This window comes from Streptomyces spiralis (assembly GCF_014654675.1).
GTDB classification, from domain to species: domain Bacteria; phylum Actinomycetota; class Actinomycetes; order Streptomycetales; family Streptomycetaceae; genus Streptomyces; species Streptomyces spiralis.
The window spans coordinates 20,068-38,224 of sequence record NZ_BNBC01000041.1 but is presented as its reverse complement, the minus strand read 5'-3'; the positions used below and the strand labels follow the sequence as shown (position 1 = coordinate 38,224).

Genomic DNA, 18,157 nt, shown 5'->3' with positions numbered 1-18,157 from the left:
GGCCCACGTCGGCGGGAGCGAGCCACCGGGGGAACCCGGGGACGACCGCACGGGGGCCCAACGGGGGGACGGGGAGCGGGGGAGACGGGGAGACGGGGACGGGGAATCGGAGCGGCGGGGCAAGCGGATATGGGGGAGCGGAGGAAGCGCCGGTGCGTGGTGGCCCGTGGGGGACGTGGCCACGGCGGACCGGCGCTTTCTCGTACGAGCCTGCCGTGCCCTGCCATGCCCTGCCATGCCGCCCTGACGCGCCTTCGGGACGTCCTCGGCGGCGCGTGACCCGCGAGCGGCCTCAGTGGGTGCCGCTCACCCGGCCCTGGAGGAGCCGCGACAGCGCCGCGTGGACGTCGTCCAGGGAGCGCTCCGGCTGGAACGACTTCCAGTCGAGGGCGGCCACCAGCACCATGCCCACCAGCGCGGACGCGGTCAGCGGCACATCGATCTCCTCGCTGAACTCGCCGCCCGCCACGCCCTCGCGCAGTACGCCCTCGACGACCGCGACCGCCTGCTGCCGGACCACCATCAGCGTGGACTGCCAGGTGCGGTTGGTGCGCCACAGCTCGGCCACGTACAGCTGGGTGAAGGCGGGGTAGCGGTCGATGAAGACCAGTCCGGCCCGGATCATCGCGTCCAGGGCGTCGACCCGGCTGCCGCCCTCCCGATCCGTCCGCTCGGCCGCCTCACGGAGGGAGGCGGTGAGGAGGCCCACGCCGTGCCGCAGCAGCTCCTCGAAGAGGTCCGACTTGCTGGCGAAGTTGTAGTAGACGGTGCCCTTGGCGACCCCGGCCCGCTCGGCGATCTCGTCCACGGTGGTGGCGGAGAAGCCCTGCTCGGCGATGAGCGTGACGGCGGCCTCGTAGAGCTTCTGCCGGGTGACCTCGCGGCGGGTCCGGCCGCCCGGCGTGGCGCTGCTGCTTTCCATGGCCCTGATTCTCACAGGAACGCCGGCCGGGTCCTCGGCCGGTACGGCCGGTGGGGCGGGTGACGGCGCCGCTGGTGGTACAGGTGGTGCCGGTGGCGGCGCGGGTGGCGGCGCGGACGGTGCGGGCGGTGGCGGGCTCACAGGCTCAGCTCCGGGTGCAGCCGGTCCAGGGTCCACACCTGCCGGCGCCGGGCCGCCACGGCGGTCAGCGCGAGCGCGGCGGCGGTGAAGCCCGCCAGCACCGCGCAGGCCGTCCAGACCGGGGCGAGGCCGCCGCCCGTGATCAGCCGCCTGAGGGCGTCGACGACGTAACTCATCGGCAGGAACGGGTGGAGCGCGTTGAAGAAGCCCGGACTCGTCTGCACGGGATAGGTGCCGCCCGCGGACGTCAGTTGGAGCATCAGCAGGGCGAGGACCAGGATCCGGCCCGCGGGACCGAAGCGCGCGTTCAGCCACTGCACGATCGCCGCGAAGCACGCCGCCACCAGGAACAGGAAGGCGATAGTCCCTCCCGCGCGGGTCATCTCCAGGCCGATCGCCCAGTGCAGCACCGCCATCAGGGCCGCCGTCTGCAGCACCCCGACCGCGGCCACCGGCAGCCAGCCCGCCAGCGCGATCCGCCACGAGGAGGCGCCGACCGCGAGCGCGCGCCGGTTCATCGGCGGGATCAGCATGTACGCCACCATGGCGCCCACCCACAGGGACAACGGGATGAAGTAGGGGGCGAAGCCGGTGCCGTAGTTCGGCGCGTGGTGCAGGTCCTGCGCGGCCAGCCGCACCGGGTCGGCCATGACGCCGGTGCGCCGGTCGCGGCCCTTCTTGTCGTAGTCCGGGATCCGTTCCGCTCCGTCGTGCAGCCCGCCGGCGAGCCTGCCGGAGCCGTCGGCCAGCTTGTAGATGCCCCCGTTGAGGTCCTCGGCGCCCGTCCGCAGCGTGCCGACGCCCTTGTCGAGACCCGCCGCTCCGGACTTGGCCGTACCGAGCCCGGTGTGCAGCTTCTTCGCGCCCGCGGCGACCTTGCCGGCGCCCTCGTTCAGCTTGTTGATCCTCTTCACGGCGTCGTCGACGTCCTCGGAGAGGTGGGGTGCGCGGTCGGCGAGGGCCTGGGCCTGCTTCTGGAGGCCGGCGAGGTTCGTGTCGAGCTTCTTCAGGTCGCCGTCGTTGTCCGCGATCAGTGTGTTGACGTCGTCGGCGATGCCGGCCACGTCCGCGGCGGCCTCCTCGGCCTTCTTCAGGTCGGGGCAGGCGGGGTCGGGCAGGACGGCGGGCCGCGCGCAGCGCCGCGTGTAGACGTCGTCCAGGACGGTGGAGGCCGCGTGGGCTCCCTTTGCGGCGCCCGGTGCGCTCTTCACCAGCGTGTCGAGGTTGTGGCGGATCGCCTTGGCCGAGTCGGCGACCAGCCGGGCGGAGTCGCCGATCGTCTTCTCGTTGTCCTTCAGGAAGGGGCCCACCTTGCCGTGCACGGTGTTGACCCGGTCGGCCAGGGTCCGCGTGCCGTCGGCCACCTGCCGGGAGCCGTCCTCCAGGTCGCCCGCCCCGGTGTCGAGCTTCTTCAGGCCCTTGGACAGCTTGCCGCTGCCCTTCTTGGCGTCGGCCAGCCCGTCGGCGAGGTCCTTGGAGCCCTTCTCCGCCTTGCCGATGCCGCCGCTGAGCCGATCGGCGCCCTTCGCGGCCTTCACCGTCCGGCCGTGGATGTCGGAGAACGAGACGAAGATCCGGTCCAGGAAGGACCGCGAGGCCTTGGTGGAGGCGGCCGTGCGCACCTCGTTGAACACCGTCTTGGAGATCTGCCCGACGATGTAGTTGTTGGCGTCGTTCGTACGGACCCGGAGCGCGCCGGTCTCCGGGGAGTCGCCCGCGCTGGAGGCGATGCGCCTGCTGAAGTCGGCGGGCACGGTCAGCGACAGGTAGTAGGTGCCGTCCTCCACGCCCCGGCGGGCCTCGTCGGCGCTCACCCGGTGCCAGTCGAAGACCTCGCTCTCCAGCAGCCCCTCGGTCAGGTCGTCGCCTGCCGTGATCCTCCGGCCGCCGGCGGTGGCCCCCTGGTCGTCGTCGACGAGGGCCACGGGGATGCGGTCAAGGTGGCCGTACGGGTCCCAGAAGGACCACAGGTACAGGGCGCCGTACAGCAGCGGCAGCACCAGGAGCGCGACCAGTGCGGCGCGCGGCAGCCTGCCGCGCCCGAACCGCCTCAGCTCAAGAGCGGCCAGTCTCGGCGGGCGCATCGGCCGCCTCCTTCTTCTTCCGGGACGGCCTGGTGGAGACGGTCCGTGCCCCTTCCGGCGCCTCTCCGCAGACCGCGAGCACGGTCGTCCCGGACTCGGCGACGGACCTCAACAGCGCCCAGGTCTCGGACCGTTCGGACGGCCGGAGCTTGTAGTCGGTGTCGTCGACGGCGAGCAGCCGCGGCCCGGACATCAGCGCGAGGGCGACGGACAGGCGCAGCGCCTCCGCGCGCTCCAGGTCGCGTACGGCGGTGCGGGCGCCCTTGGGCAGCGTCCCGACGTCGAGACGGGCGGCCTCCAGCGCGGTGTCGATCAGGCGCTTCCCCTCGGCCCGCCGTCGTCCGGGCGAGCGCAGCAGCGCGCGCGGAGCGGAGCCGAACGCCCGCCGCAGCAGCGCCCGTTCACGCAGGTGCTCCCCGACGGTCAGGGCCGGTTCCAGGTCGGTGACACCGGAGACGTTGGCGAGCGCGCTGACCCGGCGCAGGGCGGACATCTGCCGGGGCGGCCTGAAGCCGCCCACCTCGGCCATCCCGTCCGTGGGCCGCATCCGCCCCGTGAGCGCGAGCAGCAGGCAGGTACGGCCGGAGCCGGACGGGCCCTCGACCGCGATCAGCGAACCGGGCTCCGCGTCGAGGTCCACGTCGCGGAACGCCCAGCCGCGGGGCCCGCGCAGTCCGAAGCCGCGGGCCCTGACCCCGAGGCCGTGCGCCGTGTCGTCCACGGCTCCCCCCTCCCCGAGTTTTTGAACTGACTGGTCAGTGCAAAAGCTATACCGAATGTGCGATCGAAGCAAAGGCCCAGGTCAGAACGGATTGTCAGTGGCATACCTCACGATGGGCACATACGGCACCTGTGCCGTCACCCAGACGACAGGAGGTTCGTCATGGCCAACCCGTCCGCAGCCGCCGCCCGCCGGCGCCGCGCCACCGGCCCTGCCCCCTCACTGACCGGCCCGGCGAGCGACGTGCACCCCGTGCTCCGCCGGGCGACGGCCCCGCCCGCCGCTCTCGACCTGCTCGCCAAGGCCCGCGCGGGGCTGGAAGAGGCCGCCGTCCTGGAAACGCCCAACGAGCGCTACGCGACCGCCCACCTGGCCGCCCTGCGTACCGCCGCCGCCGTGCTCGCCGCGCGGGCGCGCCCCGAGCCCACATCCCGGCGCCGGGCGCGCATCCGCAGCGCCTGGGAGGTGCTCCCCGAGATCGCGCCCGAACTCACCGAGTGGAGCGCGCTGTTCGCCGCGGGCGCGCGCCGCCGCGCCCTGGCCGAGGCCGGGGTCCAGGGCGCGGCGGGCCGGCGGGACGCCGACGACCTGATACGGGACGTGGCGATGTTCATCCGCATCGTCGAGCGGATGCTGGTCCTCCAGCCGGTGCTGCCCCAGCCGCGCCAGGACGCCGCCGAGCCCGGCACCGCCCGCCCCGCACACGACGCCCGGCACGACACCGGGTACGACGCGCGGCGCGAGGTCCGGCACGACATGCCGGACGCGGGCTGAGCCGTCCCAGGGGGCGCGGGGTCCGCGGGGTCCCGGGGCCGCGGCGTCACAGGAGCCGGCAGGGCGGACGCGGCGGGCGGACAGGGCGCGGAAGGCAATGGACAGGGCGCCGGAGGCAATGGGCGTACAGGGCGTCGGAGGCAATAGGGTGGAAGACGCCTGAAGCCTCCCGCCTCCCGTGCCCCGGGCGGAGGGGGCAGCCCGATCGCCCCGCCGTGCAAGAGGCGGTGCCGCCTCGAGGAGTCAACTGCCGTGTCGGACCCGATGCGCCCTCCCGTCTCCCACCACCACCCTCAATCGGCGCCGCTGCGCTCCGGCCCCTCGGGGACCCGCGCCTCGCTCCGTACCGCCGTGGTCTGGGAGGTCCTGCGAGAGGCCCTGGACCGGCTGGTCAAGGCCACGGGCCGGGAGTCGCTGGACGTCCTCGACACCGGCGGCGGCAGCGGCAACTTCGCCGTGCCCGTCGCCCGCCTCGGCCACCGCGTCACCGTCGTCGACCCCAGCCCCAACGCGCTGTTCGCGCTGGAGCGCCGCGCCGCCGAGGCGGACGTGGCCGACCGGGTGCGGGGCGTGCAGGGCGACGCCCACGGCCTGTTCGACGTGGTCGAGCGCGGCGGGTACGACGCCGTGCTCTGCCACGGGGTCCTGGAGTACGTCGACGACCCCGCCGAGGGCGTGCGCAACGCGGTCGCCGCGCTGCGCGAGGAGGGGGTGCTCAGCCTGCTCGCGTCGGGTCTCGGCGGCGCCGTGCTCGCCCGCGCGCTGGCCGGCCACTTCACGGACGCGCGGCGGGCCCTCGCCGACCCCGACGGGCGCTGGGGGCAGGGCGACCCGATGCCGCGCCGCTTCACCGCCGAGCAGCTCACCGCCCTCGTCGAGGGCGCGGGGCTGCGGATCGGCGCGGTGCACGGCGTGCGGGTCTTCGCCGACCTGGTGCCCGGCGTGCTGGTGGACACCGAGCCCGCGGCGCTGGACGCGCTGCTGAAGCTGGAGGCGGCGGCGGCCGAGCTCCCCGCCTTCCACTCCGTGGCCACACAGCTCCACGTCCTCGGTGAGACCCGGGGCGCCACCGGGGCCTGAGCGCCCCGGGCGTCCCGAAACGGCTTCAGCGGTGGTCACCGCCGTGGTCCGGGCGTCGATCGGGCCGCGGTGGGGGCGGGCATGGAGTCCGCCACAGGCCCCCCGATCCGGGCCCGTGCGCCGTATGATCGAGGGAGACCGCCCGGCATGACGGGTCGGCCGCCGGGGAATGGAAGCCTCAGCGAGCCGGGTCCGTCGTGGCGGGTGCGGTTGGCCAATTGGCGCAGAGGGGCGGGTTTCACGGGGGCGATTCCCTGCCTATCCTGAAGGGACCCCCCGGGTCGCCCCGGCGACTGCACGATGAGGAGGACTCCGTGCCGCTCTCGGAGCACGAGCAGCGCATGCTCGAGCAGATGGAGCGAGCGCTGTACGCCGAAGATCCCAAGTTCGCGTCGGCGCTCGAGGGAAGCGGGCTGCGTACGTACACCCGGCGGCGGGTCTACCAGGCGGTGGCGGGCTTCCTCGTGGGTATCGCGCTCCTCATGGCAGGTGTGATCGTCCCGTACTACTGGGTGAGCGTCGTGGGCTTCCTGGTGATGCTGGGCTGCGCCCTGCTGGCCGTGACCGGCTGGCGCAAGGCACCCAAGCCGGGCGAGCGGCCCGTCGGCGGCCCGCAGGGCCGCGGTCAGGCCCGTGCGAAGCGCTCCATGATGGACCGTATCGAGGAGCGCTGGCAGCGCCGCCGCGACGAGCAGCAGGGGCACTGACCCCGCAGCAGAACTCCAGCCGTGCCGAGGGGCCGGTCACCGAGGGTGGCCGGCCCCTTGCTCGTACCCCGTCACTCGTGTCCCGCTGCGGTCCTCCGCGGTCCTCTTGTCCCGCTGAGGCCCCTCCCACGGCTTTTCCGTCACACCATCCGGGGGGCACCGACCGGTGCCCCCCGGACGCGCTCGGCCTTGGCGCGCTCAGCCCTGCTGTCAGCCCTGCTGGCCCGACGGTCGCCTGCGTGGGGCCGGGCGCAGGGCCGCGGTGCGGGACTTCACGGCGGCCCAGCGGGCCGAGAGCGTCCAGGCCAGGCGGGCGGCCGAGCGGGGAGCGAGGACGGCACGGAGCCTGGCGCCGCGGGAGGCCGTGGCGCCCAGGCCCGCGGTGACGCGGCGTACGTCCTCGGCGAGACCCGGGACCGGACGCGGACGCGGCGCGTAGAGGACCTGTTCCACGGCATCGGCCAGCCGGTGCACGGACTCGGCCGTCACCGGGTCGAGGTGCCCGAGACGGACGATCCGCGCGGCCGCCCTGCGCGGCGTCTGCGACTCGTCCGGAAGGATCCCGAAGTCCCAGGCGGTGTCGGTGAGTTCCTGCCAGACGGCCAGGGTGTGCGGAGCCGTGTCCGCCTCGCCCCGCCCGTGCGCGCCGAGCCGGACGGACCGCGTCCGTCTGCGCCACAGCATCGGCGACAACGGCAGCACGACGAGGATCAGCCCGGCCAGCGCCCAGGCCGCGACCGCGCCCCACCCGGGGCCCCCGCGGTCGACGGGCAGCGCGGCCTGCGCCGACGGGCTCGGGCACTCTCCCAGCCGCTTCAGCTGCGGCGGGCAGCCCGCGCTCGCCGAGGGGGCGGCCGACGGTGCCGTGCTCGCCTGCTGGGACGGCTCCGCCGGGTTCGGCAGGGTCGTCCCCGAGGTCTCCGGCTGGGTGTAGGAGGGCACCGTGCCGCGGGTCGGCGTCGGCTCGAAACGGGTCCAGCCGACGCCCTCGAAGTAGAGCTCGGGCCAGGCATGGGCGTCCTTCAGCCCCACCGCGATCGTGCCGTCGCCCTGCGCCGAGCCGGGCGCGAAGCCGACCGCGACCCGGGCGGGAATGCCGAGCGTGCGGGCCATCGCGGCCATCGCGAAGGAGAAGTGCACGCAGAAGCCCCGCTTGGACCTCAGGAACCGGGAGATCGCCTCGGAGCCGCTGCCCACCTCCACCTGCGTGTCGTACTGGAAGCCGCCGTTCACGGCGAACCAGTTCTGGAGCTTGACCGCCTGCTCATAGTGGTTCGTGGCTCCGTCGGTCACCGCCCGCGCGGTGTTGGCGACGAGCCCCGGCAGGGTGTCGGGCACCTTGGTGTACTCGCGCCTGATCGCCTCGGACGGCTCCGGCGCCGCGGCCAGCTGCGCGGCCGTCGGCTGCAGGTCCAGGCTTCTGACCTGGTACGACAGCCCGCGCGTGTTCTGCCCGTGGTCACCGACCAGGGTCATGCCCACGGGTTCGTAACGCCAGCTTCCCTTGACCCGCACACCGCTGGGCGGATACGGCATCGGCAGCCAGTCCTGGGCGTACCAGTCCGCCGTCGAGATGGACGTGGTGATCTCCGACCGCCTGACGTCGCCGGCGAGCCCGGCCGGGGTGGGGAGGGGGTCGGGCACGCCGATGATGTGCCGCTGGGACGGCTTCCAGGTGGTGCCGTCGAAGTCGTCCAGGGACACGATCCGCAGATACAGGTCGGAGGAGTCCTCGGAGGTCGTGCGCAGGCTCAGGACCGTGCGGTCCTCGTCCACGTTCAGGCTGTCCCGCAGCGACACCAGCGGGTTCACCGCCGAGATCGTTCCGCCGCCCCCGAGACCCCCGCCGACGCCGGTGCCCGCGGGGCCCAGCAGCCCGCCGCGCATGCCCGGCAGGGCGAGGGGCACCACCAGGGCGACGCCCAGCGCGACCGCGCCGATACGGCGCCCCGTGCGCACCGGTGCCGTCGCACCGGCCGGATCGCCGCCCGCCGCGCGGGACGCCCCGCTGAACACCCGGCCCCACTGCGAGAGCCGGTCCCGGCCCTCGGCCAGCAGCAGCATCAGATAGCCGGCGGCCGCGACCAGGAACCACAGCCAGTCGGTCCCGCCGGTGGACAGCCCCGCTGCCACGGAGTACAGCGCCAGCAGCGGCAGGCCGGCGGGGGCCGCGCTGCGCAGGGTCACCGCGACGGCGTCCACGATCAGCCCTATCAGCAGGACACCGCCGACCAGCATCAGCCGGATGCCGTCGCTCAGCGGTGCCGGGATCGCGTACCGGCCGACGTCGTCCGCGCCCTGCTGGAGCAGGGCGGCCAGGTGCCGGAAGGCGTCCGGCCCGGGGATCAGTCCGGCCACGGCCTGGGCCCGGGCGAAGACCAGGGTCAGCAGCAGCAGCGTGACCAGGGCCTGCGCCGCCACGGTCAGCGGCCGGGCCAACGGCACCCGCCGGGCCGCCGCGCCGACCCCCGACTGCACCGCCAGCAGCAGCGCGGCCTGCACCAGCCACGCCGCGGAGGAGACCAGCGGCAGCAGCGCACACGCCGCCATCAACGTGGCCACCGCGGCACACATCGCCAGCCGCGTCCGCCCGCTCACGCCCGCACCCCCCACTCGCGCCACTTCTCCGGTACGGCTCGTACGGTCGTGCCGTTCATGACCGTCCCTCCCCGAGCGCCGCGCCCTGCGCCGCCGCGCCGAAGGCGGCCGCGCCTGCCGCGCCCACCCCCGTTGTGCCGGTCGGACCGGCGCTGGTGCGGTCGCGGTCCGCCTGGCGCCACACTTCGGTCAGCGAGGCGCCCCGGGGGACGCTCACCGCCGTCCAGCCGGCGTCGCGGAGCAGCCGGAGCCGCTCCCCGCCCGGGGCCGCCGGGCCGGGCACGTCGGTCGGCTCGCGCAGCCAGGCGTCGCTGTCCAGCAGGAAGGCCACCGCGCCGCCGCTGCGCTGCCGCATCTTGGCGGCCACCGCGGCCTGGGCCTCGTCGAGGTCGCCGAGGAAGGCCACCAGCAGCCCCTCGTTGCCGCCGCGCAGCACGTCGTAGGCGCGGGACAGACCCGCCCCGTCCGAGTGGTCGATCACCGCGAGGGTGTCCATCATCAGCCCGGCCGCGTCCGCCGACTCCGGGCCGCTGCCCGCGAACCCGTCGGAGCCCTCGCCCGGCACCGAGCTTCCGGTGTCCGTCAGCAGCCGTACCGAGAAGCCCCGCTCCAGCATGTGCACCAGGACGGAGGCGGCGCCGGACACCGCCCACTCGAAGGCCGAGTCGGGACCCGCGCCCCGGAAGGCGATGGCCCGGGTGTCCAGCAGCACCGTGCAGCGGGCCCGCTGCGGCTGTTCCTCGCGGCGCACCATCAGCTCTCCGTAGCGCGCGGTGGACCGCCAGTGCACGCGGCGCAGGTCGTCGCCGTAGCGGTACCCGCGCGGGATCACGTCGTCCTCGCCCGCCAGCGCCAGCGAGCGCTGCCGCCCGTCCCCGTATCCCTTGGCCTCGCCGATCAGCCGCACCGGCGGCAGCGCCTCCACACGCGGGATCACGGTCAGGTTGTCGAACGTCGAGAAGGACCGGGTCAGCTCGCACATCCCGAACGGGTCGCTCAGCCGCAGCTGGAGCGGGCCCAGCGGATAGCGGCCGCGCAGATCGGAGCGGACCCGGTAGGACACCTCGCGGCGCCCGCCGGGCTCCACCCGGTCGAGCACGAAGCGGGGGCGCGGGCCGAGTACGTAGGGCACCCGGTCCTGGAGCATCAGCAGGCCCGTGGGCAGCCGGGAGACGTTGTCCATCCGCAGGTGCACCCGCGCCTCGCCGCCCGCGGGCACGCGCGCCGGGGAGAGCCTGCGGCTGCCGGAGACCCGGTAGCGCGTGCGGTAGAGCACGGTGGCGCAGGCCAGCGGCAGCACGGCGAGCAGCAGCCCGACCCGCAGCAGGTCGGGCTGGCCGAGGACGTAGGCGCAGATCGCGGCCGCGACACCGGCGGCCAGGAAGGAGCGTCCGCGGGTGGTCAGACCGGCCAGCGCGGTACGGAGGCCGCCCCGGTCGCCCCGCTCGTCCTCCGCGCGCGGTGTCCCCGCGGTGCTCATCACAGCCTCCGCGGCTGCCGGCGGCCGAACTCGGGCGCGGTGCCGCCCAGACCGAGGCCACCGGCCTGCTGCGAGGTGGCGGGCACCGGGGTGTGCTGCAGGATCTCCCCGACGACCTGCTCGGCCGTACGCCGGTTGAGCTGGGCCTGGGCGGTGGGGAGCAGCCGGTGGGCCAGCACCGCCACGGCCAGTGCCTGGACGTCGTCCGGCAGCGCGTACTCCCGGCCGCTCAGGGCGGCGGACGCCTTCGCCGCGCGCAGCAGGTGCAGCGTCGCGCGCGGCGAGGCGCCGAGTCTGAGGTCGGGGTGGGCGCGGGTGGCGGCGACCAGGTCCACCGCGTAGCGCCGTACGGAGTCGGCGACGTGCACCCCGCGCACGGCCTCGATCAGCTTGACGACATCGTGCGCGTGCGCCACCGGCTGCAGGTCGTCCAGCGGGCTCACCCCGCCGTGCACGTCCAGCATCTGCAACTCGGCCTCCGGGCTCGGATAGCCGATGGAGACGCGCGCCATGAAGCGGTCGCGCTGGGCCTCGGGCAGCGGGTAGGTGCCCTCCATCTCGACCGGGTTCTGGGTGGCCACCACCATGAACGGGCTGGGCAGTTCGTAGGTCTGCCCGTCGATGGTGACCTGGCGCTCCTCCATGGACTCCAGCAGCGCCGACTGGGTCTTGGGCGAGGCGCGGTTGATCTCGTCGCCGATCACGATCTGCGCGAAGACGGCGCCCGGCTTGAACTCGAAGTCGCGGCGCTGCTGGTCCCAGATGGACACGCCGGTGATGTCCGACGGCAGCAGGTCGGGCGTGAACTGGATGCGCCGCACCGAGCAGTCGATGGACCGCGCCAGTGCCTTCGCCAGCATGGTCTTGCCCACCCCGGGGACGTCCTCGATCAGAAGATGCCCCTCGGCGAGCAGTACGGTCAGCGAGAGCCGTACGACCTCGGGCTTGCCCTCGATCACTCCCTCCACCGAACTGCGGACGCGCTCCACAGTGGCGGTCAGATCAGTGAGGCTCGCTCGATCGTCATAGGTCGTCACCCGGCCCTCCTCGGCCCGTCCCCATGCCCTTGGCGGAGCAGGGGATTCCCCAACTTTCCGGACCGACGCGCCGCTGAGCGGACCGGCCCACCCCGAACACGGACACCGCGCCGGAAAGGTTCCGCGCGACGTCACACCCGCATTCTTGCCGCCGTTACCGATTCGTGTCACTCGCCTGTGGACAACTGGCCGCGATATGTCGGGGCTTACGCCCTTTCGCGGTGCAGAACGGGCGCGGCGGTCCTCGGAACGGGCGGGGTCGGTCAGGCGGCGGGGTCGATCTCGCGCAGCCGCCCGGTCTTGACGTCGAACACGAAGCCGCGCACATCGTCGGTGTGCGGCAGGAACGGCGAGGTGCGCACGCGCTGCATCGACTGCCGTACGTCCTGGTCGACGTCGCGGAACGCCTCGACCGCCCACGCCGGTCGCTGGCCGACCTCCATCTCCAGCTCGTGCCGGAAGTCCTCGGTGATGGTCTCCATGCCGCAGTTGGTGTGGTGGATGAGCACGACCCGGCGGGTGCCGAGCGCCCGCTGGCTGATGGCCAGCGAGCGGATCACGTCGTCGGTGACGACGCCGCCGGCGTTGCGGATGGTGTGGCAGTCGCCGAGCTTCAGGCCGAGCGCGGCGTGCAGGTCGAGACGGGCGTCCATGCAGGCCACGACCGCCACCTGGAGGACGGGACGGGCGTCCATACCCGGGTCGCTGAACGCGTCGGCGTAGGCCTCGTTGGCCGCTACGAGGCGGTCGGTGACGGCGCCCTGCGCTATGGCGGCCTCGGATCCGGCGGGGACTGATGCGGAAGTCGTCATACCTATGACGGTACTGGTCATGTCCGCTCCGGTCCTGCTGTGAGAAGGGACAAAGAACGCCATGGTGGCCAGTTGTGAGCGACTCCACACGCACCGCAGCACACCTCCTTACGGGTGAATCACTCCGCAATGCCGTGTCACGGACACTCCGCCGGGCGACGCGCAGGCCGGTTGATTGACCGGGAGACAGGGTGGACTAAAGTGACGCGAAGCGGGAGGCGTGGCCTCCCGAACTGCATTCCCGGAGACCGGGGCACACACCCGAACGGTCTCCCCGCGTGCGCGGCGCGTACGTACGGCTCGGCCTCCACCCGCTCCCGGTCGGCTGACGCTTTTGGCGCCGGCAGGACTTCCCGTCCGCGAGCGGTCGGGGACCCGGCGGTGCGTGCGGGGCGCGCCGGACCTGAGAGGGCCCCTTGAGCAACAGCCGACACGTCCCCGTGATGCTCCAGCGGTGCCTGGATCTGCTGGCACCCGCCCTGGAGCGGCCGGGAGCGGTGGCCGTCGACTGCACCCTCGGCCTCGGCGGGCACAGCGAGGCGCTGCTCACCCGGTTCCCCGAGGCCCGGCTCGTCGCCCTGGACCGCGACAAGGAGGCACTGCGCCACGCCGGCGAGCGCCTCGCCCCGTTCGGCGACCGGGCCACCCTGGTGCACGCCGTCTACGACGAGCTGCCCGAGGTGCTGCAGCGACTGGGCATCCCGCGCGTCCAGGGCGTCCTGTTCGACCTCGGCGTCTCCTCCATGCAGCTCGACGAGGCCGACCGCGGCTTCGCCTACGCCCAGGACGCGCCCCTGGACATGCGCATGGACCAGTCCACCGGTATCAGCGCCGCCGAGGTCCTCAACACCTACGCGCCCGGCGAACTGGTGCGCATCCTGCGGGCGTACGGCGAGGAGAAGCAGGCCAAGCGGATCGTGGCCGCGATCGTGCGCGAACGCGAGAAGGAGCCGTTCACCACCAGCGCCCGGCTGGTGGAGCTGATCCGCGATGCGCTGCCGCAGGCCGCCAAGCGCACCGGCGGCAACCCGGCCAAGCGCACCTTCCAGGCGCTGCGCATCGAGGTCAACGGCGAACTCGCCGTGCTGGAGCGGGCGATCCCGGCCGCGGTGCAGGCGCTCGGCCTGGGCGGCCGGATCGCCGTACTGTCGTACCACTCGCTCGAAGACCGTCTGGTCAAGCAGGTGTTCGCGGCCGGCGCCGCCTCCACCGCGCCCCCCGGCCTGCCCGTCGTCCCCGAGCGCTACCAGCCCCGGCTCAAGCTGCTCACGCGCGGTGCCGAACTTCCCACCGAGGAAGAGATCGCCGAGAACCGGCGGGCGGCACCGGCCCGGCTGCGCGGGGCCGAGCGCATCAGGGAGTCCGTCGAATGACGGGCGTGAGGCATGCGAAGGGGGACAGTTGAGCAGGAAACCCGAACTGAGGGGCCGCGCCGCCCGGCTGGCGAGGCTTCTCCCGGAGGGTGGCCGGCAGGCCGCCCGCACGCCCTTCGTCCTCCTCGTCGTGCTGCTCCTGGGCGGCGGCCTCATCGGGCTCCTGGTGCTGAACTCCGCGCTCAGCGAGGGCGCGTTCCAGCTGGACGACCTGCAGAAGGACACCAAGAACCTCACCGACGAGGAACAGGCCCTGCAGCGGGACATCGACTCCTACTCCGCCCCCGACGCCCTCCAGCGCCGCGCCCGTGAACTCGGCATGGTGCCCGGCGGTGATCCCGCCTTCCTCGAGCCCGGCGGCACCGTGAAGGGCGTCCCCTCCGCCGCCCCCGCCGCCCCGGCCGAGCGGTCCTCCCTCCAGGACGAGCCGGTCTCCGTCCTGCCGCCCGAGGCCCTCCCCACCACACCGTTCGTGCCGTCCCCCACGGACGGCCTCCTCCCGGCCGCCGGGCAGACCGTGCCGTCGCCCACGCTGCCGCAGAGCGCCCCGGTCGCCGGCCCGTCCGACTCGACCGCCCCCCAGCCCGCCACGACCCCGACCCCCGGCAGGTGACGGAAGTGCCAGACACTTCTGGAGAAAGGCAACCGCCGCGCCGCCGTGTGCCCGGCCCCGCCCGGCCCGCCCGCCCCGGCAGCGGCAGCGGCAGCGGCCGCCCGCGCACCGGCCCCGGCAGCCGCCCGGCCCGCCGCCCGAACTCCACCTGGCGGCCCCCGCCCGTGCGCGTCCTGCGCCTGGGCAGTCCCCGGCCACGGCTGCGCATGGTCGCCCTCACGCTGACCCTGGTGATGCTCGTCTTCGTCCTCCGGCTGCTCCAGGTGCAGGCCGTCGACGCCAGCGCCTACGCCGCCAAGGCCGACGAGAACCGCTACGTCGTCCACACCATCGCCGCCGAGCGGGGCGGCATCACCGACCGCAACGGCGTGGCCCTGGCGGCCAGCGTGGACGCCGAGGACATCACGGCCGACCCCACCATGTTCACGCGCGAGCAGCTGAAGATCGGCGACGGCCCCGAACGGGCCGCCGCGCTGCTCGCCCCGATCCTCGGCCAGGACCAGGCGCAGCTCGCCAGGAAACTCAGGACGCAGAACACCCGGTACGTGCTGCTCGCGCGCCGGCAGACCCCGCAGGTCTGGAAGCAGATCAAGGACCTGAAGGCCGCCCTCACCAAGAAGGGCCAGGCCGACAGGACCACCGTCAACGTCCTCGCCGGGGTCTTCTCCTCGCCCAGCAGCAAGCGCGTGTACCCGGGCGGCGACCTGGCGGCCGGGATACTGGGCTGGGTCAACGCCGACGGCAAGGGCGGCGGCGGCATCGAGCAGCAGCTGGAGCAGCAGCTGTCCGGCAAGCCCGGCAAGGTCCGCTACGCCCAGTCGGGCGGCCGGGAGGTGCCCACCGCGGGTTCCGACGAGACACCCGCGGTACCCGGCGCCGACGTCGAGCTCACCATCGACCGGGACATCCAGTGGGCCGCCCAGAACGCCATCACCGAGCAGGTGCGCAAGTCCCAGGCGGACCGCGGTTACGTGATCGTGCAGGACACCCGGACCGGCGAGATCCTCGCCATGGCCGACTCCCCGGGCTTCGACCCCAACGACCTGGCCCACGCCGACCCGGCCGCGCTGGGCAACGCCGCGGTCCAGGACGCCTACGAGCCCGGCTCCACCGCCAAGGTCATGTCGATGGCCGCCGTACTGGAGGAGCACGCGGCCACGCCGCTCACCCACGTCGTCGTGCCCAACCGGCTGCACCGCGGCGACCGGCTCTTCCAGGACGACGTCGACCACGACACCTGGTACCTCACGCTCAACGGCGTGCTCGCCAAGTCCAGCAACATCGGCACCATCCTGGCCACCGGCCAGCTCGGCAAGACACAGCCCGAGGCCAACAAGGTGCTCTACTCGTACCTGCGCAAGTTCGGCATCGGCAGCTACACCGGCATCGGCTTCCCCGGCGAGACCAAGGGCATCCTCGCCCCCGCCGACAAGTGGTCCACCTCGCAGCAGTACACGATCCCGTTCGGCCAGGGCTTCTCCATCAACGCCCTGCAGGCCGCGTCCATCTACTCGACGATCGCCAACGGAGGGGTCCGGATCGAGCCGTCCCTGGTGCGCGGCACCAAGGACGCCGAGGGCCGCTTCACGCCCGCCCCCAAGCCCGCGAAGAGCCGGGTCGTGAGCGCGAAGACGGCCAGGCAAGTGGCCCAGATGCTGGAGTCCGTCGTGGACGACGAACAGGGCACCGGCCTGAAGGCGCGCATCCCCGGCTACCGCGTGGCGGGCAAGACGGGCACCGCCAACCGCGTGGATCCGGCCACCGGCAGATACCGCGGCTACACCTCCTCCTTCGCCGGGTTCGCGCCCGCCGACAACCCCCGCGTCACCGTCTACTGCGCGATCCAGAACGCCACGAAGGGCAGCTACTTCGGCGGCCAGATCTGCGGCCCGATCTACAAGCAGGTCATGGAGTTCGCGCTGAAGACGCTCCAGGTCCCGCCGACCGGGGCACGGCCCGCGAACCTGCCCGTCGACTTCAAGCCGTGACATCCGCCCGAGCCTGAGCGCCCCACCCGGCAGCTCCGCGGTCGTACGGGACCCGTACGACCGCCCCCGTACGACCGCCCGTGCGATCCTTGCGCCCCACAAGACCCATAGGACCCAAAGCCCCGCACGACCCGTACCACCGGAACAGAACCACCAGGACACAGCGCGTGACAACGATCACCCCGGATCCCGGGAACCACCACCCGCCCCGGCCCTCACTTCGCCCGCAGGCCGCTGCGCCCGGTACGCTCACGGCCGTGCCACACCCTGATCAGTCCCAAACCAGCCAGAAGGGCGCTTCCGTGACATACCCGGGGCCGCCGCGACCGGTTCAGGTCTCCGCCGCACCCCTCGCGGAGCTCGCCGATCAGCTGGGTGCCGCGCAGCCGGACGGCGCCGCCGAGGTCACGGGCATCACCCATGACTCGCGTGCCGTGCGCCCCGGCGACCTGTACGCCGCGCTGCCCGGAGCCCGGGCCCACGGCGCCGACTTCGTCGCCCAGGCGGCGAGCCTCGGCGCCGTCGCCGTGCTCACCGACCCGTCCGGCGCCGAGCGCGCCGCCGCGACCGGGCTGCCGGTCCTCGTGGTCGACGACCCGCGCGGGCGGATGGGCGAGCTGGCCGCCACGATCTACGGCCGCCCCGGCAGCGACCTGCTCCAGATCGGCATCACCGGCACCTCCGGCAAGACCACCACGGCCTACCTGGTCGAGGGCGGCCTGAAGACCGCGAGGTCCACCGGGTTGATCGGCACGGTCGAGATGCGCATCGGCGAGGAGCGCATCAAGTCCGAGCGCACCACCCCCGAGGCGACCGACCTCCAGGCACTCTTCGCGGTCATGCGCGAGCGCGGTGTCGAGGCGGTCGCCATGGAGGTCTCCAGCCACGCCCTGGTGCTCGGCCGGGTGGACGGCTGCGTCTTCGACATCGCCGTCTTCACCAACCTCAGCCCGGAGCACATGGAGTTCCACTCCGACATGGAGGACTACTTCCGGGCCAAGGCGCAGCTGTTCACGCCGCGGCGCAGCAGGCTCGGGGTGATCAACCACGACGACGAGTACGGCCGCCGGCTCGCCAAGGAGGCCACCGTCCCGGTGGTCACCTTCTCCGCCGAGGGCGACCCCGACGCCGACTGGCGCGCCGAGGACGTCCAGGTGGGCCCGATGGACTCCACGTTCACCGTGATCGGCCCCGAGGGACAGCGGATCACCGCCAGGTCGCCGCTGCCCGGCCCGTTCAACGTGGCCAACACCCTCGCCGCCGTCGTCGCCCTGGCCGCCGCCGGCCTCGACGCGCAGGCCGCCGCCGACGGCGTGGCCGCCGTACCGGGCGTGCCCGGCCGGCTGGAGCGCGTCGACGCCGGGCAGCCGTACCTCGCGGTCGTCGACTACGCGCACAAGACGGACGCCGTCGAGTCGGTCCTCAAGGCGCTGCGCAAGGTCACCAAGGGCCGGCTGCACGTGGTGCTCGGCTGCGGCGGCGACCGCGACCGCACCAAACGCGCCCCGATGGGCGCCGCCGCGGCCCGGCTCGCCGACACCGCCGTGCTGACCTCCGACAACCCCCGCTCCGAGGACCCGCTCGCGATCCTCGCCACCATGCTCCAGGGCGCCGCCTCGGTGCCCGCGCACGAGCGCGGCGAGGTGCTCCTGTTCGAGGACCGGGGCGCCGCGATCGCCGCCGCCGTGGGCCGCGCGCAGGCCGGGGACACCGTGCTGGTCGCGGGCAAGGGTCACGAGCAGGGCCAGGACATCGCCGGGGTGGTCCGTCCCTTCGACGACCGCCAGGTGCTGCACGAAGCAATCCGGAAGACCCAGGGATGAAAAT

Annotated in this window: 14 protein-coding genes; 7 read left to right on the top strand and 7 right to left on the bottom strand. The window is 73.7% G+C overall.

Annotation, left to right across the window (positions count from 1 at the left end; translation table 11 throughout):
* Positions 1–292: 292 nt before the first annotated feature.
* The 3 genes from IE318_RS32785 to IE318_RS32775 all read right to left on the bottom strand — a co-directional run bounded on the left by IE318_RS32785 (position 293) and on the right by IE318_RS32775 (position 3,868).
* Entirely contained in the window at positions 293–922 is a 630-nt protein-coding gene (locus IE318_RS32785; protein ID WP_189906203.1) for a TetR/AcrR family transcriptional regulator, read from the bottom strand.
* Between the two features lie 137 nt (positions 923–1,059).
* Positions 1,060–3,147, bottom strand: coding sequence for a YhgE/Pip domain-containing protein (locus IE318_RS32780; protein WP_189906201.1), 2,088 nt, complete (start codon positions 3,145–3,147; stop codon positions 1,060–1,062).
* Complete coding sequence (locus IE318_RS32775) at positions 3,119–3,868, bottom strand: ATP-binding cassette domain-containing protein (protein ID WP_030182145.1); 750 nt, start codon at positions 3,866–3,868, stop codon at positions 3,119–3,121. Before IE318_RS32775 ends, IE318_RS32780 begins: the two co-directional genes overlap by 29 nt.
* 162 nt (positions 3,869–4,030) lie before the next feature.
* On the opposite strand from IE318_RS32775, the gene IE318_RS32770 reads away from it, so the two are divergent.
* From IE318_RS32770 to IE318_RS32760, 3 genes are all read left to right on the top strand, one after another.
* The gene (locus tag IE318_RS32770; protein ID WP_030182148.1) at positions 4,031–4,642 is read left to right on the top strand and encodes an SAV_6107 family HEPN domain-containing protein; all 612 of its coding nucleotides are present in this window, start codon (positions 4,031–4,033) and stop codon (positions 4,640–4,642) included.
* Between the two features lie 252 nt (positions 4,643–4,894).
* Positions 4,895–5,722, top strand: a complete 828-nt coding sequence (locus tag IE318_RS32765; RefSeq protein WP_189906198.1) for a methyltransferase — start codon at positions 4,895–4,897, stop codon at positions 5,720–5,722.
* Between the two features lie 314 nt (positions 5,723–6,036).
* Positions 6,037–6,429 carry an SCO2097 family morphological protein gene (locus tag IE318_RS32760; RefSeq protein WP_189906196.1) on the top strand — a complete coding sequence of 131 codons (393 nt, stop codon included), beginning with the start codon at positions 6,037–6,039 and terminating at the stop codon, positions 6,427–6,429.
* A 210-nt stretch (positions 6,430–6,639) separates the two neighbouring features.
* On the opposite strand, the gene IE318_RS32755 is transcribed toward IE318_RS32760, so the two are convergent.
* The 4 genes from IE318_RS32755 to IE318_RS32740 form a co-directional block, all read right to left on the bottom strand.
* Positions 6,640–9,027, bottom strand: coding sequence for a transglutaminase TgpA family protein (locus tag IE318_RS32755; protein ID WP_189906194.1), 2,388 nt, complete (start codon positions 9,025–9,027; stop codon positions 6,640–6,642).
* Positions 9,028–9,082: 55 nt separating this feature from the next.
* A complete protein-coding gene (locus IE318_RS32750; protein ID WP_189906192.1) occupies positions 9,083–10,507 on the bottom strand; it encodes a DUF58 domain-containing protein in 1,425 nt (474 codons plus the stop codon).
* Positions 10,507–11,544 (bottom strand): AAA family ATPase, encoded by a 1,038-nt coding sequence (locus IE318_RS32745; RefSeq protein ID WP_189906190.1) that lies wholly within the window; start codon positions 11,542–11,544, stop codon positions 10,507–10,509. The genes IE318_RS32750 and IE318_RS32745 overlap by 1 nt, the downstream gene beginning before the upstream one ends.
* A gap of 263 nt (positions 11,545–11,807) precedes the next feature.
* Positions 11,808–12,377, bottom strand: coding sequence for a beta-class carbonic anhydrase (locus IE318_RS32740; RefSeq protein WP_229903904.1), 570 nt, complete (start codon positions 12,375–12,377; stop codon positions 11,808–11,810).
* Between the two features lie 395 nt (positions 12,378–12,772).
* Here IE318_RS32740 and rsmH point away from each other — a divergent pair, with 395 nt between their 5' ends.
* From rsmH to IE318_RS32720, 4 genes are all read left to right on the top strand, one after another.
* Positions 12,773–13,729 (top strand): 16S rRNA (cytosine(1402)-N(4))-methyltransferase RsmH, encoded by a 957-nt coding sequence (gene rsmH, locus IE318_RS32735; RefSeq protein ID WP_189906186.1) that lies wholly within the window; start codon positions 12,773–12,775, stop codon positions 13,727–13,729.
* Between the two features lie 28 nt (positions 13,730–13,757).
* The gene (ftsL, locus tag IE318_RS32730; protein WP_189906184.1) at positions 13,758–14,342 is read left to right on the top strand and encodes a cell division protein FtsL; all 585 of its coding nucleotides are present in this window, start codon (positions 13,758–13,760) and stop codon (positions 14,340–14,342) included.
* Positions 14,339–16,330: a peptidoglycan D,D-transpeptidase FtsI family protein gene (locus tag IE318_RS32725; protein ID WP_189906182.1), complete on the top strand. Its 1,992-nt coding sequence runs from the start codon at positions 14,339–14,341 to the stop codon at positions 16,328–16,330. The genes ftsL and IE318_RS32725 overlap by 4 nt, the downstream gene beginning before the upstream one ends.
* Positions 16,331–16,497: 167 nt before the next feature.
* Positions 16,498–18,153 carry a UDP-N-acetylmuramoyl-L-alanyl-D-glutamate--2,6-diaminopimelate ligase gene (locus IE318_RS32720; RefSeq protein ID WP_189906180.1) on the top strand — a complete coding sequence of 552 codons (1,656 nt, stop codon included), beginning with the start codon at positions 16,498–16,500 and terminating at the stop codon, positions 18,151–18,153.
* Positions 18,154–18,157: the final 4 nt, after the last annotated feature.